At 63.5% G+C, this 24,749-nt stretch carries 25 protein-coding genes; 6 read left to right on the top strand and 19 right to left on the bottom strand.

The annotated features are described in order from the left end of the window. Positions 1-50 precede the first annotated feature (50 nt). Positions 51-1,355 carry a GAF domain-containing protein gene (locus tag ACNAOU_RS17405; protein WP_064721467.1) on the top strand — a complete coding sequence of 435 codons (1,305 nt, stop codon included), beginning with the start codon at positions 51-53 and terminating at the stop codon, positions 1,353-1,355. Between the two features lie 72 nt (positions 1,356-1,427). Here the strand turns inward: ACNAOU_RS17405 and ACNAOU_RS17400 are convergent, their stop codons facing one another. Both ACNAOU_RS17400 and ACNAOU_RS17395 read right to left on the bottom strand, forming a co-directional pair. Continuing rightward, the gene (locus ACNAOU_RS17400) at positions 1,428-2,450 is read right to left on the bottom strand and encodes an aldo/keto reductase (protein WP_422757352.1); all 1,023 of its coding nucleotides are present in this window, start codon (positions 2,448-2,450) and stop codon (positions 1,428-1,430) included. A 20-nt stretch (positions 2,451-2,470) separates the two neighbouring features. Further along, positions 2,471-3,367 carry an aldo/keto reductase gene (locus ACNAOU_RS17395; RefSeq protein ID WP_422757351.1) on the bottom strand — a complete coding sequence of 299 codons (897 nt, stop codon included), beginning with the start codon at positions 3,365-3,367 and terminating at the stop codon, positions 2,471-2,473. Between the two features lie 92 nt (positions 3,368-3,459). Here ACNAOU_RS17395 and ACNAOU_RS17390 point away from each other — a divergent pair, with 92 nt between their 5' ends. After that, the gene (locus ACNAOU_RS17390) at positions 3,460-4,341 is read left to right on the top strand and encodes a helix-turn-helix transcriptional regulator (protein ID WP_018776912.1); all 882 of its coding nucleotides are present in this window, start codon (positions 3,460-3,462) and stop codon (positions 4,339-4,341) included. 48 nt (positions 4,342-4,389) lie between these two features. On the opposite strand, the gene ACNAOU_RS17385 is transcribed toward ACNAOU_RS17390, so the two are convergent. Continuing rightward, on the bottom strand, positions 4,390-5,445 hold the full coding sequence (locus ACNAOU_RS17385) for a 2,3-butanediol dehydrogenase (RefSeq protein WP_422757350.1): 1,056 nt from the start codon (positions 5,443-5,445) through the stop codon (positions 4,390-4,392). 11 nt (positions 5,446-5,456) lie between these two features. Continuing rightward, positions 5,457-7,247, bottom strand: a complete 1,791-nt coding sequence (locus ACNAOU_RS17380; RefSeq protein WP_039242685.1) for an NAD(P)/FAD-dependent oxidoreductase — start codon at positions 7,245-7,247, stop codon at positions 5,457-5,459. A gap of 298 nt (positions 7,248-7,545) precedes the next feature. On the opposite strand from ACNAOU_RS17380, the gene ACNAOU_RS17375 reads away from it, so the two are divergent. After that, entirely contained in the window at positions 7,546-7,968 is a 423-nt protein-coding gene (locus ACNAOU_RS17375; RefSeq protein ID WP_422757349.1) for a hypothetical protein, read from the top strand. A 78-nt stretch (positions 7,969-8,046) separates the two neighbouring features. Here the strand turns inward: ACNAOU_RS17375 and ACNAOU_RS17370 are convergent, their stop codons facing one another. After that, on the bottom strand, positions 8,047-8,298 hold the full coding sequence (locus ACNAOU_RS17370; RefSeq protein WP_055971322.1) for a hypothetical protein: 252 nt from the start codon (positions 8,296-8,298) through the stop codon (positions 8,047-8,049). 95 nt (positions 8,299-8,393) lie between these two features. Here ACNAOU_RS17370 and ACNAOU_RS17365 point away from each other — a divergent pair, with 95 nt between their 5' ends. Further along, entirely contained in the window at positions 8,394-9,857 is a 1,464-nt protein-coding gene (locus tag ACNAOU_RS17365; protein ID WP_422757348.1) for a protein adenylyltransferase SelO, read from the top strand. Positions 9,858-10,242: 385 nt separating this feature from the next. On the opposite strand, the gene ACNAOU_RS17360 is transcribed toward ACNAOU_RS17365, so the two are convergent. The 4 genes from ACNAOU_RS17360 to ACNAOU_RS17345 all read right to left on the bottom strand — a co-directional run bounded on the left by ACNAOU_RS17360 (position 10,243) and on the right by ACNAOU_RS17345 (position 12,372). Then, a complete protein-coding gene (locus tag ACNAOU_RS17360) occupies positions 10,243-10,659 on the bottom strand; it encodes a MarR family winged helix-turn-helix transcriptional regulator (protein ID WP_026267045.1) in 417 nt (138 codons plus the stop codon). Between the two features lie 76 nt (positions 10,660-10,735). Next, a complete protein-coding gene (locus ACNAOU_RS17355; RefSeq protein ID WP_055971327.1) occupies positions 10,736-11,143 on the bottom strand; it encodes an ASCH domain-containing protein in 408 nt (135 codons plus the stop codon). 20 nt (positions 11,144-11,163) lie between these two features. Beyond that, positions 11,164-11,625 carry a hypothetical protein gene (locus tag ACNAOU_RS17350; RefSeq protein WP_018776905.1) on the bottom strand — a complete coding sequence of 154 codons (462 nt, stop codon included), beginning with the start codon at positions 11,623-11,625 and terminating at the stop codon, positions 11,164-11,166. A gap of 165 nt (positions 11,626-11,790) precedes the next feature. Further along, entirely contained in the window at positions 11,791-12,372 is a 582-nt protein-coding gene (locus ACNAOU_RS17345; RefSeq protein ID WP_422757347.1) for a DUF1349 domain-containing protein, read from the bottom strand. Positions 12,373-12,577: 205 nt separating this feature from the next. Between ACNAOU_RS17345 and ACNAOU_RS17340 the strand changes: the two genes are divergently transcribed. Next, a complete protein-coding gene (locus ACNAOU_RS17340) occupies positions 12,578-12,991 on the top strand; it encodes an STAS/SEC14 domain-containing protein (RefSeq protein ID WP_039242673.1) in 414 nt (137 codons plus the stop codon). On the opposite strand, the gene ACNAOU_RS17335 is transcribed toward ACNAOU_RS17340, so the two are convergent. From ACNAOU_RS17335 to ACNAOU_RS17320, 4 genes are all read right to left on the bottom strand, one after another. After that, the gene (locus ACNAOU_RS17335; protein ID WP_281444981.1) at positions 12,975-13,733 is read right to left on the bottom strand and encodes a cation diffusion facilitator family transporter; all 759 of its coding nucleotides are present in this window, start codon (positions 13,731-13,733) and stop codon (positions 12,975-12,977) included. The two genes, ACNAOU_RS17340 and ACNAOU_RS17335, sit on opposite strands and share 17 nt — an antisense overlap. Further along, entirely contained in the window at positions 13,730-14,056 is a 327-nt protein-coding gene (locus tag ACNAOU_RS17330) for an ArsR/SmtB family transcription factor (RefSeq protein ID WP_110503748.1), read from the bottom strand. Before ACNAOU_RS17330 ends, ACNAOU_RS17335 begins: the two co-directional genes overlap by 4 nt. Before the next feature lie 79 nt (positions 14,057-14,135). Then, complete coding sequence (locus ACNAOU_RS17325) at positions 14,136-14,873, bottom strand: GAF and ANTAR domain-containing protein (RefSeq protein WP_018776902.1); 738 nt, start codon at positions 14,871-14,873, stop codon at positions 14,136-14,138. A gap of 96 nt (positions 14,874-14,969) precedes the next feature. Continuing rightward, complete coding sequence (locus tag ACNAOU_RS17320) at positions 14,970-16,169, bottom strand: glycoside hydrolase family 26 protein (protein WP_422757346.1); 1,200 nt, start codon at positions 16,167-16,169, stop codon at positions 14,970-14,972. A gap of 72 nt (positions 16,170-16,241) precedes the next feature. Between ACNAOU_RS17320 and ACNAOU_RS17315 the strand changes: the two genes are divergently transcribed. Beyond that, positions 16,242-16,694: an SRPBCC domain-containing protein gene (locus tag ACNAOU_RS17315; protein WP_422757345.1), complete on the top strand. Its 453-nt coding sequence runs from the start codon at positions 16,242-16,244 to the stop codon at positions 16,692-16,694. A gap of 34 nt (positions 16,695-16,728) precedes the next feature. Here ACNAOU_RS17315 and ACNAOU_RS17310 read toward each other — a convergent pair whose 3' ends face one another. Genes ACNAOU_RS17310 through kdpF form a run of 6 tightly spaced genes read right to left on the bottom strand, consistent with a single transcriptional unit; the run spans position 16,729 to position 24,571 of the window. Further along, positions 16,729-17,403 (bottom strand): response regulator, encoded by a 675-nt coding sequence (locus ACNAOU_RS17310; protein ID WP_079580903.1) that lies wholly within the window; start codon positions 17,401-17,403, stop codon positions 16,729-16,731. Next, positions 17,403-20,012 carry an ATP-binding protein gene (locus ACNAOU_RS17305; RefSeq protein ID WP_422757344.1) on the bottom strand — a complete coding sequence of 870 codons (2,610 nt, stop codon included), beginning with the start codon at positions 20,010-20,012 and terminating at the stop codon, positions 17,403-17,405. The genes ACNAOU_RS17310 and ACNAOU_RS17305 overlap by 1 nt, the downstream gene beginning before the upstream one ends. Before the next feature lie 33 nt (positions 20,013-20,045). Beyond that, positions 20,046-20,657, bottom strand: coding sequence for a K(+)-transporting ATPase subunit C (gene kdpC / locus ACNAOU_RS17300; protein WP_422757343.1), 612 nt, complete (start codon positions 20,655-20,657; stop codon positions 20,046-20,048). Between the two features lie 9 nt (positions 20,658-20,666). Then, on the bottom strand, positions 20,667-22,802 hold the full coding sequence (gene kdpB / locus ACNAOU_RS17295; protein ID WP_422757341.1) for a potassium-transporting ATPase subunit KdpB: 2,136 nt from the start codon (positions 22,800-22,802) through the stop codon (positions 20,667-20,669). Continuing rightward, positions 22,799-24,466, bottom strand: coding sequence for a potassium-transporting ATPase subunit KdpA (gene kdpA, locus ACNAOU_RS17290; RefSeq protein WP_422757340.1), 1,668 nt, complete (start codon positions 24,464-24,466; stop codon positions 22,799-22,801). The genes kdpB and kdpA overlap by 4 nt, the downstream gene beginning before the upstream one ends. A gap of 6 nt (positions 24,467-24,472) precedes the next feature. Further along, positions 24,473-24,571 carry a K(+)-transporting ATPase subunit F gene (gene kdpF, locus ACNAOU_RS17285; protein WP_110503754.1) on the bottom strand — a complete coding sequence of 33 codons (99 nt, stop codon included), beginning with the start codon at positions 24,569-24,571 and terminating at the stop codon, positions 24,473-24,475. Positions 24,572-24,749 lie beyond the last annotated feature (178 nt).

Here is a 24,749-nt window from a genome sequence, read left to right as displayed (position 1 = left end):
GCTCCTGGAACGTGGTCCGGGCAATTCGATGGTGAATTGGAGGAAACTGCATGCCAAGTGTCACTGCCGCTGCAGCGCGCATGGATGGTTTGAGGCTTTCCGCGCCGTCGGAGTACGCCCGCATCCTTCGCAAAGCCCACGAAGCCACGATTTCCGGGCGTCCTGATCCCCGCATCCCGCAGTCCCTCCTGGAGTCCTGGCAGCGCTCCTTGGCGTTGGGGATCAATCCTGAGCGGCACAGTCCGCTCCGTCGCCACGAGGTGGAGGATGCCCGCAAGCTCGGCGCCGGCCATCCCTTGGCCCCTGTCATGCCGGCGCTCACGCAACTTCTTGCGGACGAATCCGCAGACGGCCGGCACCTCCTGATCGTCACGGACCAGCTGGGTGAGGTGCTGTGGCGGGTGGGCAGCAGCCATGCGCTTCGACAGGCCGATTCATTGGAGTTCGTTGAAGGGGCGGACTGGTCAGAGTCCGGGATCGGCACCAATGCCATCAGTGAGGCCCTGATTACGGGGGCACCGGCCCAGCTCCTTTCAGCCGAGCACCTCGTGCGTTCCCATCACGAGTGGGCCTGCACCGCATCTCCCATCCGTGACCCGCACAGCAACCGGATCCTGGGAATCCTGGATGTATCCGGGCCCATCGACTCGGTAACTCCGGACAGCCTGCGCATGGTGCGTTGCGCCGTCCGGCTGGCCGAGGAGCTTTTGCGTACCGCCGGTCCGCGCACACCTCATGCGGCTCCCACCCGTGCAGACAAAAGAACACCCGCAACGCTGAAACTGAACTTGTTGGGGGACGCCCCGACAGCAGAGGTCGACGGCGGTGTGCGGCTGCCGCTGACGCTCCGGCGTGCTGAAATCCTGGCTTTGCTTGCCTCACGTTCGGGTGGTTGGAGCGCTGACGAGTTGGCCTACCAGGTGCATGGCGAGGATGGTGCCGCAGCTTCCGTCCGCACCGAGATGCACCGGATCCGCGCCGTCCTGGGGAAGGTCCTGGAGGCCAACCCCTATCGCTTTGCGGCCGGACTGACGGTGATCACCGACGTCTCCACCGTGACCGAACACCTGCGGAAGGCCCGCATCGCCGAAGCTCTCCAGGCTTACAGGGCTCCGCTCCTTGCCCGCTCAGGAAACCTTGCCATCGAGCTCCTCCGCGACGAACTCAACGCAGCGATCAGCGCATCGGTGCGCGCCACCGGCGACCAGGACCTCATCCTGCAATGGGGCTCCAGCGACATGGGGGCCGACGATTTCGAAGCGTTGGCTGCCGCGCAGGCAGCGGCCGGCAATGATCCCCGCCTTGGAATGCTGCAGGCGAGGATGGCCAGGCGCGACCGCGAATTCCGGGCGTAGCGGGACCCGGAAAATGCACGACGACGCCGCCCGCCGGGTGAGGCGGGCAGCGCCGTCGTCGACGTGTTCCTGTCAGCGGCGCCTGCGCGCCCCGGGTGTGAGTTCGTGCGCGCCGTAGCTGTTGTCGTCCGGGTTGACGGTGACGCCGGGTTCCACGATCTCGTCGATGCGGTCCAGGACGTCTGCGGTGAGAGCGACTGAGGCCGCCGGAAGATAGGACTCCAGCTGTGCCATGGTCCGCGGGCCAACAATCGCGGAGGTGATGCCGGGATGGTTGATGACAAAGGCAATGGCGAGCTCTATGAGGCTAAGCCCGGACTCTTCGGCCAGTTGCGCCAGGTCTTCAACGAGATCGAGTTTGCGCTGATTCGCGAACCTCGTCATGTCGAACCTGGCGCTCGGACGCGCACTTGATGTGGGCGAAGATGCTGAGTCTTTCCGCCATCGACCCGAAAGCCAACCGCCGGCAAGGGGACTGTAGCTGAGGGTGCCCATCCGATGGCGCTGGACGGTGGGAAGGACGTCTTCTTCTATCCCGCGCGCAAGAATCGAGTAAGGCGGTTGCTCGGTGACGAAGCGCTCCAGGTTGCGTTCCCGCGCCGCCCATTGTGCCTCCACGATTTGGGATCCTGAGTAGGACGAGGAGCCGATGTAACGGACCTTGCCCTGGCGGACCAGGTCCGTGAGGGCACCCAGCGTTTCCTCCACATCGGTGTCGGGACTGGGGCGATGGACCTGGTACAGGTCGATGTAATCGGTGTTGAGGCGGCGCAGGGAGTTCTCCACCTCACGGATGATCCACCGGCGGGAACCGCCACTCTGGTTGGGATCGTCAGGGTTCATGGGCATGAAGAACTTGGTGGCGAGAAAAACGTCGTCCCGCCTGCCCTCGATTGCCTTCCCCACGATTTCTTCAGAGGTGCCACCGGAATAGACGTCAGCGGTGTCGATGAAGTTGATGCCGGCGTCCAAGGCCCGGTGAATGATGCGGATGGCGTCGGCGTGGTCATTGTTGCCCCAGGGGCCGAACATCATGGCACCCAGGCACAGGGGGCTGACCTTCACGCCGGTGCGTCCCAGAAGACGGTATTCCATAGCGGTTCCTTTGCTCGGTTCTAGGCTTCGGGGATGACCATCGCGAAGCGCTCTTCGCGGGCTACGTCAGGGTCCGGTCCATTGCGGACGCCCGTGTCCAGGGCATCGATGGCGGCAAGTTCTTCCGGGCTGAGTTCGAAGTCGAAGACGTCGAAGTTCTCGGCGATGCGTGCAGGGTTGGTCGATTTCGGAATGGCTGACCGGCCCTGCTGCAGGTGCCAGCGAAGCATGACCTGGGCAGGACTCTTGCCATGCTTGCGGGCAACATCGGCAATGGTGGGGTCTTCCATGACGTTCCGGCGGGCTTCGCCCCAGCCGGGGTAGAACGTGATGCCACCGATCGGTGACCAGGCCTGGGTGAGTATGCCGTGCTCCGCGTCCGCTTCCTGGACGTCCCTTTGGATGAAGTACGGGTGCAGCTCCACCTGGTTGAGTGCGGGGACGATGTCCGTTGCGGCCAGGAGCTGCTTCAGGTGGTGGGGCAGGAAGTTGCTGACGCCGATGGCACGCACCTTTCCTTCGGCGAGCAGGCTCTCCAGCGCTTTGTAGGCGGCGATGACCTTGTCGAAGCGGTCCGGAGCGGGCTGGTGCAGGATCAGCAGGTCGAGGTAATCAACGCCCAGTTTGGCCGTGGCCTTCTCCCAGGCGTGCCGTGTCTGCTCGTAGCCGTAGTCGCTGACCCAGACCTTGGTTTCGATGAACACCTCGGACCGGTCCAGGCCGCTGTTGCGGATGCCTTCGCCGACTTCCCGCTCGTTGCCGTAGGCAGCGGCCGTGTCGATGTGCCGGTAGCCGGTGGCCAGTGCAGCTTCCACCGCCGCTGTTGTCTGCTCAGGGGGACTTTGGAAGACACCCAGGCCCAGGGCGGGCATCGTGACGCCGTTGTTGAGAGTAAGTTCGGTATTCATGTTTCCCATGGAACAGCACTTCCAAGCACTCCGGGAGTAACTCTTGTTCAGGGTAATGTCAGTGCCTCCCACCCCGCCGTGGCCCCGCGTAGCGTAGAGCCATGACACTCAGCGACGACGTTCGCAAATTCCTGACCTCCCGCCGTGCACGGATCACGCCGGAGGAGGCCGGCCTGCCCGCATACGGAGGCAAGCGCCGGGTGACCGGACTGCGCCGCGAAGAGGTGGCGATGCTCGCCGGCATGAGCGTTGACTACTACATCAGGCTCGAGCGCGGTAATCTCTCGGGCGCCTCGGACAACGTCCTGGAGGCGCTCGCCCGGGCCTTGAAGCTTGACGACGCCGAGACGGCCCACCTTTTTGACCTGGCCCGCTCCACCGCGGCGTCGCCGCGGGTTCGCCGCAAGAGCAGTCCCCGGACGGTGCGTCCCAGCGTGCAGCGCGTCATTGATGCCATCAGTTCGGCACCGGCTTGGGTCCGCAATGATCGCGGTGATGTCCTTGCGTCCAACGAACTGGGCCGCGCTCTCTACATGGACATGATGGCTGAGCGTCCCGGTCCGCCGAACAGTGCCCGGTTTACGTTCCTCAATCCGAAGGCCCGTGAGTTCTTCATCGATTGGGAGCGCAGTGCTGACGACATCGTCGCGGCACTGCGCTCGGCCGCGGGCAGGAACCCCTACGACAAAGACCTCAGCGATCTCGTCGGAGAGCTTTCGACCCGCAGTGAGGAGTTCGGCACGCGGTGGGCCCGGCACGATGTGAAGTACCACCGGACCGGACGCAAGCGTCTTCACCATCCCATCGTGGGCGATCTGGACCTCAGCTACGAGGCCCTGGAACTGGCGGCAGATCCAGGGCTGCGGATCAATGTCTACACCGCCGAGGAAGACACGCCCTCCGCCGATGCCCTGAAAGTACTTGCCAGCTGGGTCGCCACCCAGCGTGAAACGACCAAGGCGGCTGTCAACGAGGAGCAGTAATCCGCCGGCGCTCCTGGCGCCGGCGGATATGCCCAGGGGTGGACCTACCTAGGGATGGACGAGGATCTTCACCGCGGTGTCATTGTGGTGGATGAGCGTATTGAAGCCTTGCTCCACCAGGTCTTCCAACGCAATCCTCGCCGTGATGAAGGGCTCCAGATTTACCTTTCCCTCCTGGACCAGCTTGATGGCCTCGGCATGGTCCCGGACGTAGGCTATGGTGCCGCGCAGATCGATCTCCTTCAGCACGATCTTCTGCATGTCCACTGTCGCCGGCCGGCCCCAAATGGAAACGTTCACCACCACACCTGCGGGTTTCACCGCCGTCAGGAGCGTATCCAGCACCGCGTTGACTCCGGCGCACTCGAAAGCCACGTCCGCGCCCACGCCGTCTGTCAGCTCCAACAGCCGTGCCTGCAGATCCTCCTGGCCGGGGTCGATGACATAGTCGGCCACCCCGCTGGAGATGGCTTTGTCTTTCCGGGCCGCACTGAGTTCGCTGATCACCGTGGTGACCCCCTGGCTCTTCAATACAGCGGCCGTCAGCAGCCCGATGGGTCCTGAGCCACCCACCAAGGCAACGTCTCCGGGCTTGGCACCGCTGCGGGCGACCGCATGGTGGGCCACGGACAGGGGCTCGATCAAGGCGGCTTGATCCAGCGGGATGTTGCCGACTTTGTGGACCCACCTGGTGTCCACAACCACCATGCCGCCCAGGCCTCCACCTCCGCCGGAGAGCCCAATGAAGCCCATTTTGGTGCAGAGGTGATAGTTCCCCGCCTTGCAGGGCGGACACTCGTCGCACACGAAATAGGGTTCCACGACTACGTTGTCGCCCACCGAGAGCGCCTGGACACCCTCGCCAACGTCCACGATTGTTCCGGAGAATTCGTGGCCCATGGTCACCGGGGCTTCTTCCCTCGACAGGGGATGCGGGTGTCCGGGAGCAGGGACAAAGATGGGCCCTTCCAAGTACTCGTGGAGATCGGTTCCGCAGATGCCGCACCAGGCCACTTGGATCTTGACGGTGCCGGGCCGCACCTCCGGCTCCGGGACGTCGTCGATCCTGATGTCGTTGCGGCCGTGGAATCTTGCTGCTTTCATAATCGGCTCCTTCAGCGGGTGTGGTGGGATGGCTGCAGGCTGTACACGGGGGTGGGGAGCCCTTCCATCCGGGCTTTCAGCTGCAGGGCGAGGTACTTGGAGTAGTGCCGGCTTTGGTGCAGGTTTCCGCCGTGGATCCAGAGGTTCTCCACGTTGGTGGGTTTCCACATATTGCGCAGTTCTCCTTCCCAGGGCCCGGGGTCTTTGGGGGTGTCGGAGCCGTACCCCCAGCACTTGCCCACTTGGTCTGCCACTTCGGGTGAGACGAGGTCGGCGAGCCAGCCGTTCATGGAGCCGTAACCGGTTGCGTAGATGATCACGTCGGCTTCGAGTTCGTCGCCGTTGTCCATGATCACGGCGTTGCCGGTAATTTTGCTGACCTGGCCGTTGGCGAGCTTCACGCGGCCGTCGATGATCAGCTGCGATGCGCCGACGTCGATGTAGTAGCCGGAGCCGCGCCTCAGGTACTTGAGGAACAGGCCGGAACCGTCCACTCCGAAGTCCAGCTCAAATCCGGCGGCTTCGAGCTGGGAGTAGAACCCGGCGTCGCGCTTTGCCATTTCCTGGTACACCGGCACCTGGGCCTCCGGAAGGATGCGGTAGGGCAGGGAAGCGAAGAGGAGGTCGGCCTTTTCGGTGGTCACTCCGTTGGCCAGTGCTTTTTCGGAATAGAGATCGCCGAGGGCCAGGTCCATCAGGGATTCGCTCCGGGCGATGTGGGTGGATGAACGTTGGACCATGGTCACGTCCGCTCCGTGCTCCCAGAGGTCCGCGCAGATATCGTGGGCGGAATTGTTGGAGCCGATCACTACAGCTTTCTTGCCGGTCCAGTCCCCACCGCCGGGGTGCTTGGAGGAGTGGTATTGCTCCCCAAGGAAGGAGTCGGCGCCGTCGAAGACCGGGATGTTGGGGTAGCCGGAAACGCCCAAGGCGAAGACAAGCTGCCGGGGACGCAAGGTGACCCGTTCGCCGTCGCGGATGACGGTGACCTCCCACGTACCGCTTTCCTCATCCCACCGAGCTTTGGTGCATTCGGTATTGGACCAGTAGTTGAGCTCCATGATGCTGGTGTAGTGCTCAAGCCAGTCGCCGATCTTGTCCTTGGCTGCGAAGACCGGCCAGTCGTCGGGGAAGTTCAGATACGGCAGGTGGTCGTACCAGACGGGGTCGTGCAGGTGCAGGGACTTGTACCGGTTGCGCCAGGCGTCACCGGGACGGGCGTTCTTGTCCACAATGATGGTGGGCACGCCCAGTCTCCGGAGCCGTGCACCGAGGCCGATGCCGCCCTGCCCGCCGCCAATGACCAGGGCGTAGGGCTGGTCCTCATAGCCGAGCCTGGCAGCTTCTTCCTCTTTGCGTTCCAGCCAGGACTTCCTGCCTTTTTCGATACTGTGGGCCACTCCTTGTTCGCGGTGGGGACCCTTCTTTTCTTCGTATCCTTTGAGCTCCTGCATGGTTGTCAGCAGTGTCCAGCACTTTCCGTTGCGGAGCCGCAGGTGTGCGTAGCCCTTTCCTTGCAGGGTCTCGAAATTGACCCAGGCTTCGGGGTTCATGGCGTCGCCCGCGGCGTCCTCGGCCAAGGCCCAGTTGGATGGCTGGACATCGCCGAGCACGGCCTCCAGCATGTCCTTGATCCCGGCCTTGCCCTCAAGGGTCTTGAGGTTCCAGGTGAAGGAGACGAAGTCGCGCCAATACGATTCGTCATCAAACAGCGCCAGTGCTGCTTCGATGTCCCGGCTGCGCAGGGCTGCGTCGAACTGCGCCAGCCAGGTTTCCATAGCACCGTTGGGTGTGTCAGGCATGATTCCTCTTTCCGTTGCTTGCGAGTGGACACCATCCGGCACATCATTCACTGGAAAGTGGCCCACGTCACAAGTAAAGGGCGGAGGGGGTTACAAGAGGGTTACACGGGACGTTGGGGGTGAAAGCTACCCTCCAACAACGGAGTATTCGCTCTTCAGCTTCGCGGTCAGGCGCTCGACGTTCCAGGGGGCTCGCGGGGGAGCGATCGATGGTGGCAATGTACGACGGCGGACGCGTCACCGTCCGCTGGTGCCCGCCCAGGGTTAGGCTGGGGTTTCATAAGTTTTGGGGGAATGAATGAGACGTGGCTGGACGCTTTGCTGCGCAATGGTCATCCTGGTGGCCTTGTCCTCATGTGCCCGGCCCGGCATCGAGGAACTGGGACGAAGCGCCATCCGGGACCGCGCTGCAGAGGGTATGGACTGGTTCATCGGGTTTACCGCGGCCACGGATACGTCCGACAGGGACGCCGTGCGCTCAAAGTTACAGGGAAGCAGCGTCACATACTCGTTCGGTTGGGAGGCCGACGGCAACTTCCATGCCGACCGGTACTTCCGCGAACACCTAACCACCAGTGGGGGTTGGTGGGCTGAACAGCGAACCGTCAGCGCGTGTGTGCGATACACAGCAAAACCCGGAGGGCCGGTGATGGCATCCGTGGCCTGTCCGGACAGGCTCCCGTTCACGGAGCGGGTCGACGAGCAAGTCACCATTCCTTGAGTCGGAGCTGTCGGGTGTTAATCCCGGTTGGCTCGCTCTTTCAGCCGTAGAGGCCGGAAGGGAGGGGAGTGCGCCCGCCTAAATGTTGAACGGCTTGAGCACTACCATGACCACGATCGCCAGGACGATATCAAGGACAGCCAGCACGATCCCAGCAGTGGCCTTGACGCCTTGGGTCTCGGCTTTGCGGGCAAAGATAAAGGCCGCGATGCCCAAAGGAATTCCCAGGATGAACATGCCGATGACGCCCAGGATGATTGAGGTCTTCTTATAAGACTGGCCGAGCCTTCGTTGAATCTCGGTCTCGGTGGTGTCGGTTGTAGTAGTCACGGCTTGAAGGATAACCCGCGGACGCCCTAACTCTTGCAGTCCGCGTCCCTCAGCATCCTTACCACCCCCGCCCAAAACCGCCCTATCCTTAATTGATGAGCCACTCCGCCGAATCGACCATTGCCTTCGAGGGCCACTTCGCCCGCGACTTCCCCGAGCTGGCTGTTCCGTGGCGGGCGGAGGAGGCCCCGGATCCGCAGCTTCTGCTGGTCAATGAACCACTCGCCGTCGAACTTGGCTTTGACCCTGGTTTCCTGCGGAGCCCGGAGGGCGTGCGGCTGCTGATCGGCAACGCCCTGCCGGAGGATGCAACCCCGGTGGCACAGGGCTATTCCGGGCACCAGTTCGGTTTTTATTCCCCGCGGTTGGGGGACGGGCGCGCGCTGCTTTTGGGTGAGGTCGCCGACACTGACGGGAAGCTACGCGACATCCATTTGAAGGGTTCCGGCCGGACGCCATTCGCGCGGAACGGCGATGGCCGGGCCGTCGTCGGACCCATGCTGCGCGAGTACATCGTCAGTGAAGCGATGCACGCCCTGAATATTCCGACCACCAGGTCCTTGGCGGTCGTCGCCACGGGCCTATCGGTCCAGCGCGAGACAGTCCTCCCGGGCGCGGTCCTCACCCGCGTGGCGAGCAGCCACATCCGGGTGGGCAGCTTCCAGTACGCGAGGGCCGGCAACGACATCGAACTGTTGCGCCGCCTGGCCGACCATGCAATCGAACGCCACCACCCGTCGTCGAGCACTGCAGACAATCCGTACCTCGCCCTGCTCAAGGGCGTCATAGCGGTCCAGGCGCGGCTTGTAGCCCAGTGGATGCTGGTGGGCTTCGTCCACGGCGTCATGAACACGGACAACATGACGGTGTCCGGCGAAACCATCGACTACGGTCCATGCGCCTTCATGGACGGGTTCGATCCCGGTGCGGTGTACAGCTCCATCGATGAGCAGGGCCGGTACGCCTACCGCAACCAGCCGGTGGTGGCCGAGTGGAACCTGGCCCGGTTCGCGGAATCGCTGGTGCCTTTGATCCATGATGACGAGGAGCAGGCGGTGGCGCTCGCCGTCGAAGCACTGGGCGGTTTCCGGCAGCAGTACAGCGCTGCCTGGTTCAGTGGCATGCAAGCCAAGCTGGGGCTTCCGGAGGGAATCGACGACGCCGTTGCGTCGCCTCTGGTGGATGACCTCCTTATGCTGGTCCAGGAAGCGCGCGCCGACTACACCTCGTTCTTCCGCAACCTCGGCAAGGCGGCCCGCGGGGATGCCGAGCCCGTCCGCGGCGTGCTTCTCGATCTCCCGGCGTTTGACGACTGGCTGGAGCGGTGGCGGGCCCAGAAGCCCGACGCTGATGCCATGGACAGGGTCAACCCGATCTACATCCCGCGGAACCATCTTGTGGAAGAGGCACTCGCGGCTGCGACGAACGGGGACAAGGGCCCGACGGCGGAACTGCTGGAGGCGCTCAGCTCGCCTTATTCGGAACGCCCTGGACTGGAGAAGTTCGCGGCTCCGGCGCCTGAGAGTTTCGGCCCGTACCGGACTTTCTGCGGCACGTAGGTTAAATGCCAAGGGGAAGCGGCCCGGCTGGGTCGCTTCCCCTTGGCATTTGTCCTTGCCTTAGCTCCAGACGGCCCTGACTACCATGTCTGCACCGGCAGCCAGGTGGTTGCCGGTGTGCCCTGCATCCAGAACACAGACATCCTCTGATTCAGGCGCGCCTGTTGATACAAGGCATTCTGCTGCCCTGAAGCTAAGAAGGTCTACGGGGAGGCTGTCGCCTATTCGAAGTTCACTCATGATGCCCTTTTGCTTGGTCCGGGCATCGCAGTACGTCACGCTGGCCCGGGGTGTGGAGATACAACTTTTCTAGCGCCGGACTTCATCAGCGTTAACTCCATACTGCCTTGCCGCGGAGGGTTCCGTCTACGCAGGCCCCTGAGAGCTAGTGGAAGGGGGTGTCCCGCACGATGGCCATGAGTTCGTCGCGGAGTCCCTCGGAGTCCAGATTGATGGTGGAGAGCACCGAGTTTTCCTGGCCGTGGGACTGTTCCAACAGGTCAAGGCCCAATGGGGTGATCGACACCAGTTGGCTGCGTCGGTCAAAGCGGTTGGGTTCTTTGAGGATGTATCCGCGGGCTTCGAGCCTGTTGAGGAGCGGGCCCATGGTCTGCGCCTGCACGCGGACGTTCTGGGCCAGTTTTCCAGGGGTGATGGGCCCACCGGTTGCCACGGCATCGAGGGTGAGCACTGCCGGATAGGTGAGGCCAAGTGGGCGCAGTTTTTCGTTCCATGCCAGCTCCACCAGTCTCGCTGCCGTAGACAGCAACCGGCTGGTTGGCCAACGGTCCATATCAGGCATTCAGGCACCCCCGGCCTATCGCAAATAGTCAGCTTGCTTACTATGCTACATCAGCCGTTGGACGTAAGGGCGGTGGTCAACCGGCGACCCTGAATTGTTCAAGTACAACAAGCGATGAGTCGGTGATGGTGAAATCCTCGCCAAGCTCCGCTTTCATTGGCTCTGATGACCAGAATCCGGTGTGGCCGACCAGCCAGTCTGTGACCGTAACGTACCCCTCTCCTTCGGCCAGCACGTGATCCAACGGAACATCGCGGAGTGGGACGATCCGGACCGCTGTAGTGTGAATCACCGCCACCCTCTGTCCATCCGAATCGATGACCGCACCCCTGTGCCCGACAACGGGCAGCGGTTCGTTGCCGACCTCGTATTCGTGGAGAAGGGAAGTTGTAGCAGTCTTGCGGCCAGCCAGGATCGCACTGACCAAGCGATCGCGAAGTGGCCCGGGGAAGGCGAATTCAACGATGGGGAGCTGTTCATGCATACAAACAGCTAATCACTAAGTCAGGAGAGCTCGAACGCCGGCCTTCCGCCGCTTCGCTCGTCGCTGTGCACTTGCAAGGCCCGGCGCATGGCCTGGCGGTTTTCTTCCACCGCTTCGAGGTTGCCGGCCACCCGGTAGAGGTCCGCGGCCCACTGGAACTCGTCTGCAGCGGCACGGAAACGGGCTTCGTCGAACAGGCGGCGGCCAATGTGGTGGCGGACGTAGGCTTCCTCGTCGGGTGTCCGAACGGTCCGGAGCGCCTTTTCGTGAAGAACTGCGGCATCGTGCCAGCGGTATTGCCGTTGGTAGACCTGGGCGAGAATCAGCAGCAACTCGCGGCGGTCGGGGGAGTCGGGTAGAAGCTTGAAGCCTTCGTCCAGGGCTTCAGTGTCCCGGCGGAGCAAGCCCAGGTACCTTACGCGCTCCATGGGCGGACAATCGCCGGCCAGTGCAGCTTCCAGTGCGGCGCGGTCGATCACCACGTCGCGGAATGTCGAAGGGTCAGTACGCCAAAGACTTGCAGTATCTTCCACCGTGATGTGCCCCCCATAGGACTGTTACGGAGCCGACTGTGTTGCAGCCGCCGTCGATGGCAAGCTGCGGAAGTCTCCATAATCTCATGAAGTGACCACCCCGCAAGCCAATCGTCAGTGGAGCTGGCTGTCAGGGGGAGTAACCCGCCAGGAGTGGAACGGAACGGTGAGTCCGGCGCGGGTGGGGGCGCAGGTGAATGGGCCGGCGAAGGCGGCCAGCTCCGGGGCGAAAGGAACCACGCGCACCAGTTGCAGCGGGCCGGTCCCCGCCGCGGCCCGGATGGTCAGTGCGTCGCCCGAGCGGCTGATGCGCACACGGACCCGGCCGCCGTTCCACTCCGGGACCGGTGCCAAAGACCAGTCCGAGAAACGGTCGGTGACCACTGCGCCCAGTTGAGCGGCGCCGTCGGCGAATTCAACGCCCGCCTTGACACAATGCCCGGCGCTGACTCGGACGAAAATCCCCGCCTGGTCGAACTGCTGCGAGAACGCGGCGGTGAACCCAACCTCCATGGCGCTGTCCAGCGGAAACGGGGCAAGCAGCGCGTGTTCGGTGTCGTGCACGAAACCGTAGGAGGTGACGCGCCAGGCGTCGCTGCCTTCGGCTGCGGTGACCAGCAGGTCGGTTCCATCCTCGACGACGGCGGCCGGCTGGTTGGTCCACTCGCCGCGGCTCCACGCTAGTTCCGTACTCACAGTGCTCCTTGTTTCCCGCGATCAGTGACTCCACTCTGACACATGGCACGACAGTGCCAATTGCGCGCGTACGGGTAGGTAGTTCCTAATGCCGACGGAGGCAAAAGGCAAGTACCGATTACTCGGGCGCAGGGCAGATAATTGTTCTTTACTAAGTCCAGCGGATCACCGCAGGGGCAGGAGACGGTTACGTAGGAGGTGCAGGATGGAACAGATTGAGTTGGACGACAGCGTCCTCCGTCTGGAAAAGGGTGTCCTGCATCTGGTGTGGAACCACGGCGTGCGCATCGAAGCGGGGAATGCCCGTGCGGCCGTGGATGCCGTCAATAGACTTGCGGACGGTCGGAAACTCCCGCTGCTGGTGGACATGGCTGCCACTGGGTTCCTGAGCCGTCGGGCGCGGGAGGTCTTCGAGGAACCGTGCGCCGCGTCCAGGATCGCGTTACTGGGAGAGAGCCCGGTGGACCGCACCGTGGTCCAGTACCAGCTTCACACCAGCAAGGTTCCGTGCCCCACCATGTTTTTCACGTCGCGACTGGAGGCGTTGGGATGGCTGGCTGAAGCTTCCACTGCTGAGGGTGCGTCTGTTTCTGCCGGGCGGCCTACCGGCTTTCGATAGAGATCCCCGGGAGCGGGATTGCCGAAGATGCACACCCGGCACAGCAGGAATCTGTTGCGTCCGGTTCCGTGGTGCCGATAGTGGCCGATTCACCCGTGCCTTTCGGGCGCTGCACCACAGGTGCGCAACAGCTGTCCCCCTGCCAGGCGTTGATGCCTTCCCTGACGGCGATACCGGCTATGACCAGTGCGGCGCCGGCGTCCGCCCACCACCACCCCAGGGTGCTGTTGAGCACCAGTCCGATCAGCAGGACGGCAGAAAGGTACGTGCACAGGAGCGTCTGTTTCGAATCGGCGACGGCGGTCCTTGAGCCGAGCTCCCGGCCCGCGGTGCGCTGTGCCCAGGACAGTACCGGCATGATGGCCAGGCTAAGGGCGGCAATGATGATGCCTGCGGTGGAGTGCCGGGCTTCTCCGGCCCCTGTCAGCGAGCGGACGGCGTCGAGGGCCACGAACGCGGCCAAGGCAAAGAAGGAAAGCGCGATCACCCGGAGGGTGAGATGTTCACGCCGTTCCGGATCCTTGCTGGAGAACTGCCAGGACAATGCCAAGGCGGACGTGACTTCGATGATTGAGTCGAGACCGAAGCCGACCAGGGCCGAGGAATCCGCTACACCGCCGGCCCACAGTGCCACCGCGGCCTCGATGACGTTGTAGCTGATGGTGGCTGCAGCGAAAATCCGAATGCGGCGCATCAAGGTGAGCCGGCGCGCGGGGTGCATTGTTCCTTGGAATGTGCTCATGCGATGCAGCTCCCGTCGGGTGCGCAGCAGGCGGGATCGACGGAGAGGACGACGCTCATCAGGTCCTTGATGGCATGGCCCAGCCGGGGATCGGCGAGTTCATAGCGGGTACGGCGGCCGTCGGGGATCGCGACCACCAGTCCGCACCCTCTCAAGCACGTCAGGTGATTGGACATGCTTTGCCGTGATACGCCAATCGCGTCTGCCAAGTCGGACGGGAAGGACGGAGCCTCGGCAAGGGCCAACAGAACCTTGGCTCGGGTGGCGTCCGAGATCGCGTAGCCAAATCTGGCGAGGACCGGTGCGTTGGAGAGAACCTGCATAATTTTAGAGTACATCGATGAGTGTATTCATCCAATGATGTACCTAAGGCCGTTACGCGGCTCTTTCGGGTTACTGCAACTAGTCCTCGAAGTTGAGCTTTCCGTCGCTGCTCCCGGTTACCCTTTCAACAATCTCTTCGGCTACGACGCGGAGTTTCTGGTTTCGGTGGCTGGAGGCGGTGGTCAACAGCTGGAACGCCTCGTCGTGTCCACAGCGGTTCTGGGCCATGATCACGCCGCAGGCAAGGTCAATCACTGTTCTGCTGGCCATGGCGGCCTTCAGGTCCGTGTTCAGCTGCTCTGTGGCTTCGATCCGGATAGCAAGGCGCAACGTGCTTCCGGCAACGTCCGCAAAATCAGTGGCCTCCCTGATGACGTCCTCGGTGAAGAGTCCCGGCGCCGGCGCGAAGAAGTTCAGAACTGCCTCCGAGGTTTCGCCCAGCATCATAGGCACCCCGAGGGCGCTGTGGACGCCTTCTGCTGCAAGCAGCCGGCTGTACTCGGGCCAGTCGATGTCAGTTTCGACGTCGGCCAGCAGCACCGGGCGCCCCTTGTCCAGGGCTTCCAGGCAGGGACCCTCCTTGAGGGTTTGTTCAATATGGTCCAGGTGCACAGCCTTCTCACTGCTGCCCGCAACGGTGGCTGTGCGTTTGCGCCGGCGAAGTGTCACGGCACAATCGATACGGGCTCCGCTGGCTTGGCTGATGGCAGTTGATGCGAACCGGGTCAGGCCATCGAGGATTGCCTTGATGTCCGCGGAGCCAGCCACCAGCTCGTGGAGCCCGCGGATGTGCTCGGTAGGGTCAAAGGTCTCCATGCGCCTAATGGTAGGCCACTCCAGCCGCGCCTGCTCCCTGCCGCAGCCCCCTATCTCCCTGCTCTGGCCCCCTAATGCTGGTGTGCGCGCAGAGGCTCAGGATGATGCGTCTCCGGCGGGCGAACATGCTGCGGGAGCGTCGGCGAAGGTGAACCAGTCCGGGAGGGCCGCCGTGTACGCCTCGCGCACCTGGGGATTTTTGGTTGCCGTCCAGTCCACGGTGGCCTTCACCTCAACCTCGTTCTTGTCCCATTCGAACCAGTTGATCATTTTCAGGGCGGGGTAGTCCGTGGGGATGGCCGGATCGAAGAGCTGACCCCACCAGGCCTCTTTAATGGCCAAAGCGTCGGCACCCTCGCCTGATGCGACCGTGAGGGCCGCAGTCTCAGGGATGGCCACGGGTTTGTTCCGGGCGGTCCCGTACTCGGTATAGAAGTCCGGGACGGCGAGATCGTCGCCGCCGGCACCGTTGTAGTTGCCGGTCAGTTGCTGAAGGAATTTGCCCTGCTCGGGAATGACGTTGGCACCCCACGGATAGGTATTGCCCCAGTGGTAGAGGGACATGCCCACCCAATCCACTGCATCATCCCCGGGGTAGTAGGGGGCGTAGGGATCGTCAACGCCGGTGACTTCGCCATCTTTGTTGGTGTCCAACGCAGCGAACTCCGGTGTTCCGGCTACGGCTTGATACTTACCGCCGCTAAAGGGGTATCCGCCGCCATAGTTCGGCGCCCACATCATGGCGCTTCCTGCCGCCTTTGCATGAACTGCTGTGGCCACGCGCTGATAGGCGGCCACGTAGGCCGTGGGTTGCTGGCCCCAGGCATACCAGGACCCATTCATCTCGTGGGCGAACCGGACGATCACGGGAACGCCTGCGTTGTTGAACCGGGCCAGCATGGTTGACAACTCGACGGCAACCTCCGGTGTGACGGAAGCCAACCCTTGCTTGGGCTCGAGGGTGAGCAGCATCGTCCCGCCGTTGGCACGGATCTGCTCGAACGCGGCTTCAACGTTCCCTCTATCTGTCCCCGACATGGGAAAGTCGGTGAACGTCACCGTGACAGCGGGCCGTTGCCCAAGGTTCGCCGCGTATTGCTCAAGGGTTTCGTGCTCCCAGTCCAGATTCACGCCCGCCAGGATGCCTTCAGGTGGTGCCGAAGGAAAGGCGGCCCGGCACGTGGGGAGCGGCGAAGTGGTGGAGCCTGGCTGTGGTCCAACGCAAGCGCTCAGGGAACTCCCCAGCAGGGCCGCGCCAGTGACAGCAGCAAAGAATTTACGGGCTCCCCAAATCATGGCTTTCAATGTAGCAGCGCACCTGTAGCATCATCATCATCACCGCATTCCCGCGTAGAGGAGCCGGAAGCCATGTCTGAGATATCCGATGGAACTGCCACCACTACCAGCAAGACATTCAGTCGTGAGACGCGGGTAGCCACTCTCATCGACGCGCCTCCCTCCACGGTGTGGGGGCTGTTGACCGACGCCGGGAATTACCCCACGTGGAATTCCACGGTGGTGTCAGTGGACGGTGAGATTGCTCCGGGATCGAAGATCACCTTGGTGTCCACGTTGGACCCCAGCCGCACGTTCAAACTCAAAGTCAAGGAATTCCAAGCGCCTGCCAAGCTCGCCTGGGGTGACGCTCTGGGAACCCGGACTTACACCATCACCGAGACCAACGACGGCCGGTCCCGCTTCGAGATGGCGGAGAAGATAGGCGGGCCCGTCTTCCCGCTCTTCGCCAATAAGATTCCGTCCTTCGACGCCAGTTTCACCCAGTTCGCCGCAGACCTGAAAGCGGCTGCCGAAAAAGCTTGAGAATGACGACGGCGGTGCGGGGCACCTGCCGGACTCAGGGGACAAACCTGTAGCCCATCCCTGGCTCGGTGATCAGGTGCCGGGGGCTCCCCGGTTCCTTTTCGAGTTTTCGGCGGAGCTGGGCCATGTAGACGCGGAGGTAGTTGGCTTCCTTGGCGTAGGCAGGGCCCCAGACTTCCGTGAGGAGTTGCTGCTGGGTGATGAGCTTGTCCGGGTTCCTGACCAGGATGTCCAGGATGTTCCATTCCGTGGGTGTCATACGGACGTCCTGGCCGGCCTTGGTGATTTGCCTCTTGCCCAGGTCCACTGTGAAGGAGCTGGTCTCAACCCTGGTGATCTCTTCGCTGGGTTCGGTGCTTCGGCGCAACAACGCCCGCAGCCTTGCCAGGAGTTCCTCCAACCCGAAGGGCTTGGTGATGTAATCGTCAGCCCCTGCGTCCAGGGCTTCCACTTTGTCGTTGGAGCCGTGCCGGGCGGAGAGCACCAGAATCGGTACAGCACTCCATTCACGCACTGCAGCGATGACGGCGTTCCCGTCCATGTCGGGCAGGCCGAGGTCCAGGATCATCACCGCGATGGGCCGTTGGGCGGCGGCGCGAAGGGCGGACTCTCCATCGGTGGCGGTCACCACCGTGTATCCCTGGCCTTTCAAGGTGATGGCGAGCGCCCTGACAATGTGGGGGTCGTCGTCCACGACCAGAATGTTCACTAGGGGCCTTTCGGGGCAGGCAGTGCGGTAACAGGGGGAGCCGCGGGGCGTTGCGGCAGGTCCGGGGCGGGGCCTGTGGAGAGGGGGAGCCTGATGAGCATGGTGAGTCCGCCTCCGGGTGTTTCTTCGGCGGTGAGTGTGCCACCCATGGCCTCGGTGAATCCTTGGGCTACGGCAAGGCCCAGGCCCACTCCCGTGGTCGCAGGAACATCGTCCAGCCGTTGGAAGGGCTGGAACATTTTCAGGACGTTGCTGGCCGGGACGCCTTGGCCGTGGTCAATGATGCGCAGTTCGCCGGCGGGCCTGCCGTCCAGGGTTGTGGTGCTGAACCCTCCCGCGGCGCCGGCGATGACCACCTCGGAGTCAGGGGCGTATTTCACGGCATTTTCCACGATGTTCGCGATGACCCGTTCCAGCATGCCGGCGTCGGCGTCCACTTCGGGCATGTTGGGTGGCAGGTCCACCCGGACCCGTCCAGGTGCGATGCCATGCAGGGCTGCGGGGATCACGTCGTACCAGCGCAGGGGCTTGATGAGGGCATTGACGGAATCTGAAGTGATGCGGGACATGTCCAGCAGATTGCCGACCAACCCGTCCAAGCGGTCCGAGCATTCGTCGATGGTTGCCAGCAGTTCCTGCTCTTCGTCCTCGGTGTACTGCACGCCAGGCTGGCGCAACCCTCCAACAGCGAGCTTGATGCCCGCCAGGGGTGTGCGGAGGTCATGCGAAACGGCCCTGAGGATGGAGGTCCGCATGGTGTTGCTTTCGGCCAGCCGCGTAACTTCCCGGCGGGTGGCGGCGAGCTGGCCACGTTCGAGCAAAGCGGACAGATGCGTGCCGAAGGCTCCGAGGAGCCGACGGTCGCTGGCGGGCAGTATCCGGCCGCTGAGGACCAGCCTGGTGGTGCTGTCCACCTGTTCAATGTTGTCGACGTCGTCCTGGTCACCTTGGGTGCTGCCCGCTGCAGCGACGCGGCGCCATTCCGGCTCTGCTGGGGACGGCCGGAGCTGCCGGTAGTCCCCAGCAGAGGAAACGTACAGTGCCGCGCCGTGGACCTGGAAGACTTCCAGTGCTTGTTCCAGGAGATCCTGCACGGGGTCGTCTGCGGTGGTTGCCCCGCGGGTGAGGTCTGCCAGGGTGGCTGCTTCAGAGCGTGCGCGTGCTGCCTCCTTCGAGCGCCGAGCGGAGAGGTCCACCACCACAGCCACCGCGGAAGAAACTCCGGCGAACACCAGGAGGGCCAGGAGGTTCTGTGGGTCACTGATGGTCAATGTCCCCATCGGCGGAATGGAGAAGTAGTTCACCAGGACGCTGCTCCAGAGCGCACCCAGAAGGGCGGGCCACAAGCCACCCACCAGGGCAACGGCTACCGAGCCGCTGAGCTGGATCAGCACTGCCGTGGCAATGTTGTGGGTTGGGGCCGCCGCAAGCACCAGCTGCAGCAGCACCGGAACGATCACGGCCATGGCAAAACCGACGGCTACACGCACACGCCCGAGGTCGCGTTTGCGGGTGCGCTCCAGGCCGCGGCCTCCCAGGGGGTGGGAGACCATATGGACGTCGATGTCGCCGGATCCTCTGACGACGCGGCTTCCCACGCCACCGCTGAGCAGGTTCGCGGGGAATTTGCGGCGTGATACTCCCACCACGATCTGGGTGGCGTTCACACTCCGGGCAAAGTCCAGCAGCGCCTTGGCAGGGTCTTCTCCGGAGACGGTGTGGTAGCTGCCGCCGAGGTCCTTGACCAGGGTGCGTTGGGCTTCCAGGTCCTGGGGGGACTCGGCGGCCACACCGTCAGCTGCCCGGACGTGGACGGCCAGGAGGTCACCGCCGTTGACCCTCTTGAGGATCCGCGCGGCACGCCGGATCAGTACTTCGCCTTCGGCGCCCCCGGTCAGCCCGATGACGATGCGCTCGCGGGCAGGCCAGCTTTCCTCGATCTGGTTCTCTGCCCGGTAGCGCGCCAATCCTTCGTCCACGCGGTCGGCGAGCCAGAGCAGCGCCAGTTCCCGCAGTGCTGTCAGGTTGCCCACCCGGAAGTAGTTGGACAGGGCAGCGTCGATCTTGTCGGCATCGTAGATCTTGCCGTCGCCCAGGCGTTGCCGGAGCAGCTCGGGCGAAATATCCACCAGATGGATCTGGTCAGCGCGGCGCACGACGTCGTCCGGGACGGTTTCGGCCTGCTTGACGTCGGTGATGGCGCTGACAACATCGCCCAGGGAGGCCAGGTGTTGCACGTTCACCGTGGACAGGACATTGATGCCGGCGTCCAGCAATTCCTCAATGTCCTGCCAGCGCTTCTGGTTCCGGCTCCCGGGAATGTTGGTGTGGGCATACTCATCCACGACCGCGGTGTGTGGGCGCCGGGCCAGGACCGCGTCCAGGTCCATCTCTTCGAAGGTGCTTCCCCTGTACTCGATGGACCGGGTCGGCACGATCTCCAGCCCCTGGGTGAGCGCTTGGGTATCGGCGCGTCCGTGGTGCATGGCGAATGCCACCACCACGTCCTCGCCGCGGCCCAGCAGCCTGTGGGCTTCTTCGAGCATTGCGTAAGTTTTGCCGACGCCCGGTGCTGCCCCCAGAAAAATCCTCAGTGTTGCCCGCGCCATGTCCTCATTCTTCCACTCGGGAACCGAAGCTACTCACGGGTTCGCGGCCAGCCGGGCGACATCCAGATTCAGCAAGGTCACGTTGACTGAGGGCTGGCTGAGGAAGGCCTCGAGCCCGCTGCTGGTCTGCTGGTCCACCAAGGTCTGAACCTCGCCGGCTTCGAGACCGTGGGCTTTGGCAACCCGCTGGACCTGGAGATCCGCGTAGGCCTTTGAAATGTGCGGGTCCAGGCCTGATCCGCTGGCCGTGAGGGCATCAGCCGGAATGTCGGCTGGGTTGGCGCCCTCCGCCGCCGCGATAGCTGCACGGTTGCTGTTCACGGCGTCCAGGAGTTTGGGATCGTTGGGTCCTAGGTTGCTTGCTGAGGACGATGCCGGGTCCCACATGACGGCGGACGGCCGGGCGTGGAACCACTGTGGGCTCTGAGTTCCTGATTCGTCCGCCATGGTCTGGGCTATGAGCGCTGATGCTGCCGGCCGCCCGGCGGAGTCCTTCACGATGGATCCGTTGGCCTGGAACGGCGCAACCAGCTGCCCTGCGCCGAAGACCACCAGGGGGTAGAGCAAACCCAGCACGATGGTTGCCAGCAGCAGGAACCTGACTGCGGTGCCTGCTTGGCGAAGGTATCCGGAAATGGTGTTCATGGGTGGCTCCTAGCCGATGCCTGGGATGAGGGACAAGACCAGGTCGATGAGTTTGATTCCGAGGAACGGGGCAACCAGACCGCCCAATCCGTAGAGCAGCAGATTCCGGCCCAGGGCCTGGTTGGCTGACACTGCCCGGTACTTCACGCCCCGCAATGCCAAGGGGACCAGGACAATGATGATGAGGGCGTTGAAGATCACGGCTGACAGAATCGCCGACGCCGGACTGGCCAGCCCCATGATGTTCAGCAGTCCAAGCCCCGGGAAGGCTGCCGTGAACAGCGCCGGAACAATGGCGAAGTACTTGGCAACATCATTGGCCACAGAGAACGTGGTCAAAGCTCCCCGGGTAATGAGCAGCTGCTTGCCGATGCCCACGATGTTGATCAGTTTGGTGGGGTCCGAGTCGAGGTCCACCATGTTGGCTGCTTCTTTGGCCGCCGGCGTGCCGGAGTTCATGGCCACTCCCACATCCGCCGCCGCCAGGGCCGGAGCATCGTTGGTGCCGTCTCCGGTCATGGCCACCAGGCGTCCTTCACCTTGCTCCCGGCGGATGACGTCGAGTTTGTCCTCGGGCGTGGCTTCGGCAACGAAGTCGTCGACGCCGGCCTCCGCCGCGATCGCTTTGGCCGTCACCGGGTTGTCACCGGTGATCATGACCGTTCGGATTCCCATGGCGCGCAGCTCGGCGAAGCGGGCTTTCATGCCCGGCTTGACCACATCGGCAAGGTGAACTGTTCCCAGAACCCGTGCGCCGCCGTCGTGCGTGCTTTCGGCTACCAGCAGCGGGGTGCCGCCTTGGGCGGAAATCTCCTGGACGCGGCGCTGGACTTCCGCCGGGAGGCGACCGCCGGCGTCGGTGACAAAATGCCCGACGGCGGACGCGGCGCCTTTGCGGATGAGGCGGCCGTCCAGGTCCAGCCCGCTCATCCGGGTGCTGGCGGTGAACTCCACAACCGTGATGTCCGAGTAGGCGGTGCGCAGTCCGGCGAGGTCGGGACCGCCGATACCGCGGGCATCGGCGAGCTCCACGATGGAGCGGCCTTCCGGTGTTTCGTCGGCCAGGCTGGAGAGCCGGGCGGCGGCGGTGAGTTCATCGAGTCCGACGTCGTTGGCCGGGAAGAAGTTCACGGCACGCCGGTTCCCGTAGGTGATGGTGCCGGTCTTGTCGAGCAGCAGCGTGGTGATGTCGCCGGCGGTTTCCACTGCCCGGCCGGATGTTGCCAGTACATTGTGCTGCACCAGCCGGTCCATGCCCGCGATGCCGATGGCCGGCACCAACGCACCAATGGTGGTGGGGATGAGGCAGACCAGCAGCGCAACCAGCACGATGGGAGACGGAGTGGCGTTCGCCAGTGATGCGAAGGGCGCCAGGGCCATGGTCACTACCAGGAACACGATGGTCAGTGAGACGAGCAGGACGTGAAGGGCGATCTCGTTGGGGGTCTTTTGCCGGACGGCGCCCTCAACCAGCTTGATCATCCTGTCGATGAACGTTTCTCCGGGCTCGGCGGTGATGCGCACGACGATCTTGTCGGAGAGGACCTTGGTTCCGCCGGTCACCGAGGACCTGTCGCCGCCGGACTCCCTGATGACCGGTGCTGATTCGCCGGTGATGGTGGACTCGTCCACGCTGGCCAGGCCTTCGATGATTTCGCCGTCGGAGGGGATGACGTCCCCGGCTTCGCAGATGACGACGTCGTTGAGCTTCAGGTCAGTGCCGGCCACCACTTTGGTGGTTCCATCGTCCTGGCGCAGCCGTGCCGTGACGCCCTGGCGGCCTGCCCGGAGGCTGTCCGCCTGGGCCTTTCCGCGGCCTTCGGCGATGGCTTCGGAGAGTGTTCCGAACAGCACCGTCAGCCACAGCCATGCGGTGACTGCGATGCCGAAAATGTCCGGCTTCACGGCGCTGATCACGGTACAGGCCGCTGCTCCCACCAGCACGACGAACATGACGGGGGAGTGGACCATTTGCCGGGGATCGAGCTTCTTGAACGCGACCGGGAGGGCAGCCCGAAGCGAGGCGGCATTGAGCTTGGCCGGTGCCTTGGTGTGGTGCTTGTGTTCCAGTGGAACGGGCGGAGCATCAACGGGGTGGCCGGGTTTTTCGGACTCCGCGGCCGGAGCCGTGCTGGAGTTGGTCATTTGATAAGTCCTTCTGCGAGGGGGCCCAGAGCCAGGGCGGGGAAGTAGCTGAGCGCGGTGAGGATCACGGTCACGCCCAGCAGCAGGGAGCCGAACAGCGGGCCGTGGGTTGGTACCGTGCCGGAGGAGACCGGGATTTTCCTTTGCCGTGCCAGGGAACCTGCGAGCGCAAGGACCAAGGCGATGGGCAGGAACCGGCCCAACAGCATGGCGAGCCCCAACAGGGTGGAGAGGTAGGGGCCGGAGCTGGTGATGCCGCCGAAGGCTGAACCGTTGTTGTTGGCACCGGAGGTGAAGGCGTAGAGCAGTTCGCTGAACTGGTGCGGTCCTGATGCCGGGGCATTGGCCATCACCTCCGGCAGGAGTGCCGAAACAGCGGCGAGTACCAGCACCAGAGTGGGGGTTACCAGGATGTAGAGGGCCGCGATTTTCATTTCGCGGGGGCTGATCTTCTTGCCCAGGAATTCCGGGGTCCGCCCCACCATCAGCCCTGCGATGAAGACCGCGATGATGGCCAGGACCAGCATGCCGTAGAGTCCGGATCCTGTTCCGCCGGGTGCCACTTCGCCGAGCATCATGTTCAGCATTGCGACGCCGCCGGCCAAGGGAGGCAGTGAGTCGTGGGCGACGTTCACCGCTCCGGTGGAGGTCAGGGTTGTGGACGCGGCGAAGATGGAACTGGCCGCCGGACCCAGGCGCTGTTCGAAGCCTTCACCCAGGCCGCCGGCTGCCGCCGTCGCCGTTCCTTGTGCGGAGGAGACGGCCCAAGCCATCAGGCACGTCGAGGTCAACCAGAGTGCGCCCATCACAGCGGCGACGGTGTAGCCCTGGCGCTGGTCTCCCACCATCCGCCCGTACATGTACGGCAGTGCGGAAGGGATGAGGAGGATGAGGAAAACCTGGAACAGGCTGGTGAAGACGCTCGGGTTTTCGAAGGGGTGGGCTGAGTTGGCGTTGAAGTAGCCGCCTCCGTTGGTGCCCAGGACTTTGATGGCTTCCTGTGAGGCCACGGGACCGCCGGGAATGGTCTGCGCGGCGCCGGTGGCGGCGTTCGTGACGTCGGTGGACCAGAAGTTCTGCACGACGCCGCCAATCACCAAGGCGATGGCCGCTACGGTCGCGATGGGCAACAGGATGCGGAAGGAAGCGCGGGCGAGGTCCACCCAGAAGTTGCCCAACCGGTCTGTTGTGGTCCTTACGATGCCGCGGATCAGGGCCACGACCACCACGATTCCCACTGCGGCAGAGAGGAAGTTCTGCACGGCGAGCAGGCACATCTGGACGAAGATGCCCACGGTGGCCTCGGGAACGTATGTTTGCCAGTTGGTGTTGGTGACGAACGAGATCGCCGTGTTCATGGCGACCCATGGGTCTACGCCCGGCAGGGAGTTGCTGCCCGGGAGCACGCCTTGGAGACGCTGCAACGCGAAGATCACAAGAATGGAGATCAGCGAGAAGAGCAGAACGCTGCGCAGATATACAGACCAGCTCTGTTCAGTCCCGGCGTCCACTCCGGCCAGGCGGTAGAGGATCTTTTCAGGCTTTGAGTGTTTGGCACCGGAGAAGACCCGGGCCATGTACACGCCCAAAGGCTTGTGCAGGAGAGCGAGGACCAGAAGCAGTACGGCTATCTGGGTGATGAAGGATGCAGTGCTGAAGACCACCCGGGGTCACCACTTTTCCGGGTTGAGGAGCACTGCCAGCAGGTACCCTGCAAGGGCCAGGCCAAGGATGAACAGACTGACCCACATGATCGCGTCCGCGTTCATCGCCCACTCACCGGGCCTTCGCCGTCCACCATCTTGCCCAACAGGTGGGCCACCCACATCACGATTCCCATGCTCACCACAAGAATCACCACAACAGCCACGTCGGCCACTGGAACGTCCTTTCATCAGTGCCCCGATTGCGGGGCTGATGACAGTCAACTCCCGCAAAAGTGCTGAA

Origin of the sequence: Paenarthrobacter sp. C1 (assembly GCF_049315185.1) — a bacterium.
Lineage (GTDB): Bacteria > Actinomycetota > Actinomycetes > Actinomycetales > Micrococcaceae > Arthrobacter > Arthrobacter nicotinovorans.
This window is presented reverse-complemented; position numbering and strand designations above follow the sequence as displayed.

What these genes read in the sequence shown, in the direction of transcription:
- ACNAOU_RS17405 (WP_064721467.1), top strand. Translation starts at nt 51, where the DNA reads ATGCCAAGTGTCACTGCCGCTGCAGCGCGCATGGATGGTTTGAGGCTT.
- ACNAOU_RS17400 (WP_422757352.1), bottom strand. Translation starts at nt 2,450, where the DNA reads ATGGAATACCGTCTTCTGGGACGCACCGGCGTGAAGGTCAGCCCCCTG.
- ACNAOU_RS17395 (WP_422757351.1), bottom strand. Translation starts at nt 3,367, where the DNA reads ATGGGAAACATGAATACCGAACTTACTCTCAACAACGGCGTCACGATG.
- ACNAOU_RS17390 (WP_018776912.1), top strand. Translation starts at nt 3,460, where the DNA reads ATGACACTCAGCGACGACGTTCGCAAATTCCTGACCTCCCGCCGTGCA.
- ACNAOU_RS17385 (WP_422757350.1), bottom strand. Translation starts at nt 5,445, where the DNA reads ATGAAAGCAGCAAGATTCCACGGCCGCAACGACATCAGGATCGACGAC.
- ACNAOU_RS17380 (WP_039242685.1), bottom strand. Translation starts at nt 7,247, where the DNA reads ATGCCTGACACACCCAACGGTGCTATGGAAACCTGGCTGGCGCAGTTC.
- ACNAOU_RS17375 (WP_422757349.1), top strand. Translation starts at nt 7,546, where the DNA reads ATGAGACGTGGCTGGACGCTTTGCTGCGCAATGGTCATCCTGGTGGCC.
- ACNAOU_RS17365 (WP_422757348.1), top strand. Translation starts at nt 8,394, where the DNA reads ATGAGCCACTCCGCCGAATCGACCATTGCCTTCGAGGGCCACTTCGCC.
- ACNAOU_RS17360 (WP_026267045.1), bottom strand. Translation starts at nt 10,659, where the DNA reads ATGCCTGATATGGACCGTTGGCCAACCAGCCGGTTGCTGTCTACGGCA.
- ACNAOU_RS17355 (WP_055971327.1), bottom strand. Translation starts at nt 11,143, where the DNA reads ATGCATGAACAGCTCCCCATCGTTGAATTCGCCTTCCCCGGGCCACTT.
- ACNAOU_RS17340 (WP_039242673.1), top strand. Translation starts at nt 12,578, where the DNA reads ATGGAACAGATTGAGTTGGACGACAGCGTCCTCCGTCTGGAAAAGGGT.
- ACNAOU_RS17335 (WP_281444981.1), bottom strand. Translation starts at nt 13,733, where the DNA reads ATGAGCACATTCCAAGGAACAATGCACCCCGCGCGCCGGCTCACCTTG.
- ACNAOU_RS17330 (WP_110503748.1), bottom strand. Translation starts at nt 14,056, where the DNA reads ATGCAGGTTCTCTCCAACGCACCGGTCCTCGCCAGATTTGGCTACGCG.
- ACNAOU_RS17325 (WP_018776902.1), bottom strand. Translation starts at nt 14,873, where the DNA reads ATGGAGACCTTTGACCCTACCGAGCACATCCGCGGGCTCCACGAGCTG.
- ACNAOU_RS17320 (WP_422757346.1), bottom strand. Translation starts at nt 16,169, where the DNA reads ATGATTTGGGGAGCCCGTAAATTCTTTGCTGCTGTCACTGGCGCGGCC.
- ACNAOU_RS17315 (WP_422757345.1), top strand. Translation starts at nt 16,242, where the DNA reads ATGTCTGAGATATCCGATGGAACTGCCACCACTACCAGCAAGACATTC.
- ACNAOU_RS17305 (WP_422757344.1), bottom strand. Translation starts at nt 20,012, where the DNA reads ATGGCGCGGGCAACACTGAGGATTTTTCTGGGGGCAGCACCGGGCGTC.
- kdpC (WP_422757343.1), bottom strand. Translation starts at nt 20,657, where the DNA reads ATGAACACCATTTCCGGATACCTTCGCCAAGCAGGCACCGCAGTCAGG.
- kdpB (WP_422757341.1), bottom strand. Translation starts at nt 22,802, where the DNA reads ATGACCAACTCCAGCACGGCTCCGGCCGCGGAGTCCGAAAAACCCGGC.
- kdpF (WP_110503754.1), bottom strand. Translation starts at nt 24,571, where the DNA reads ATGAACGCGGACGCGATCATGTGGGTCAGTCTGTTCATCCTTGGCCTG.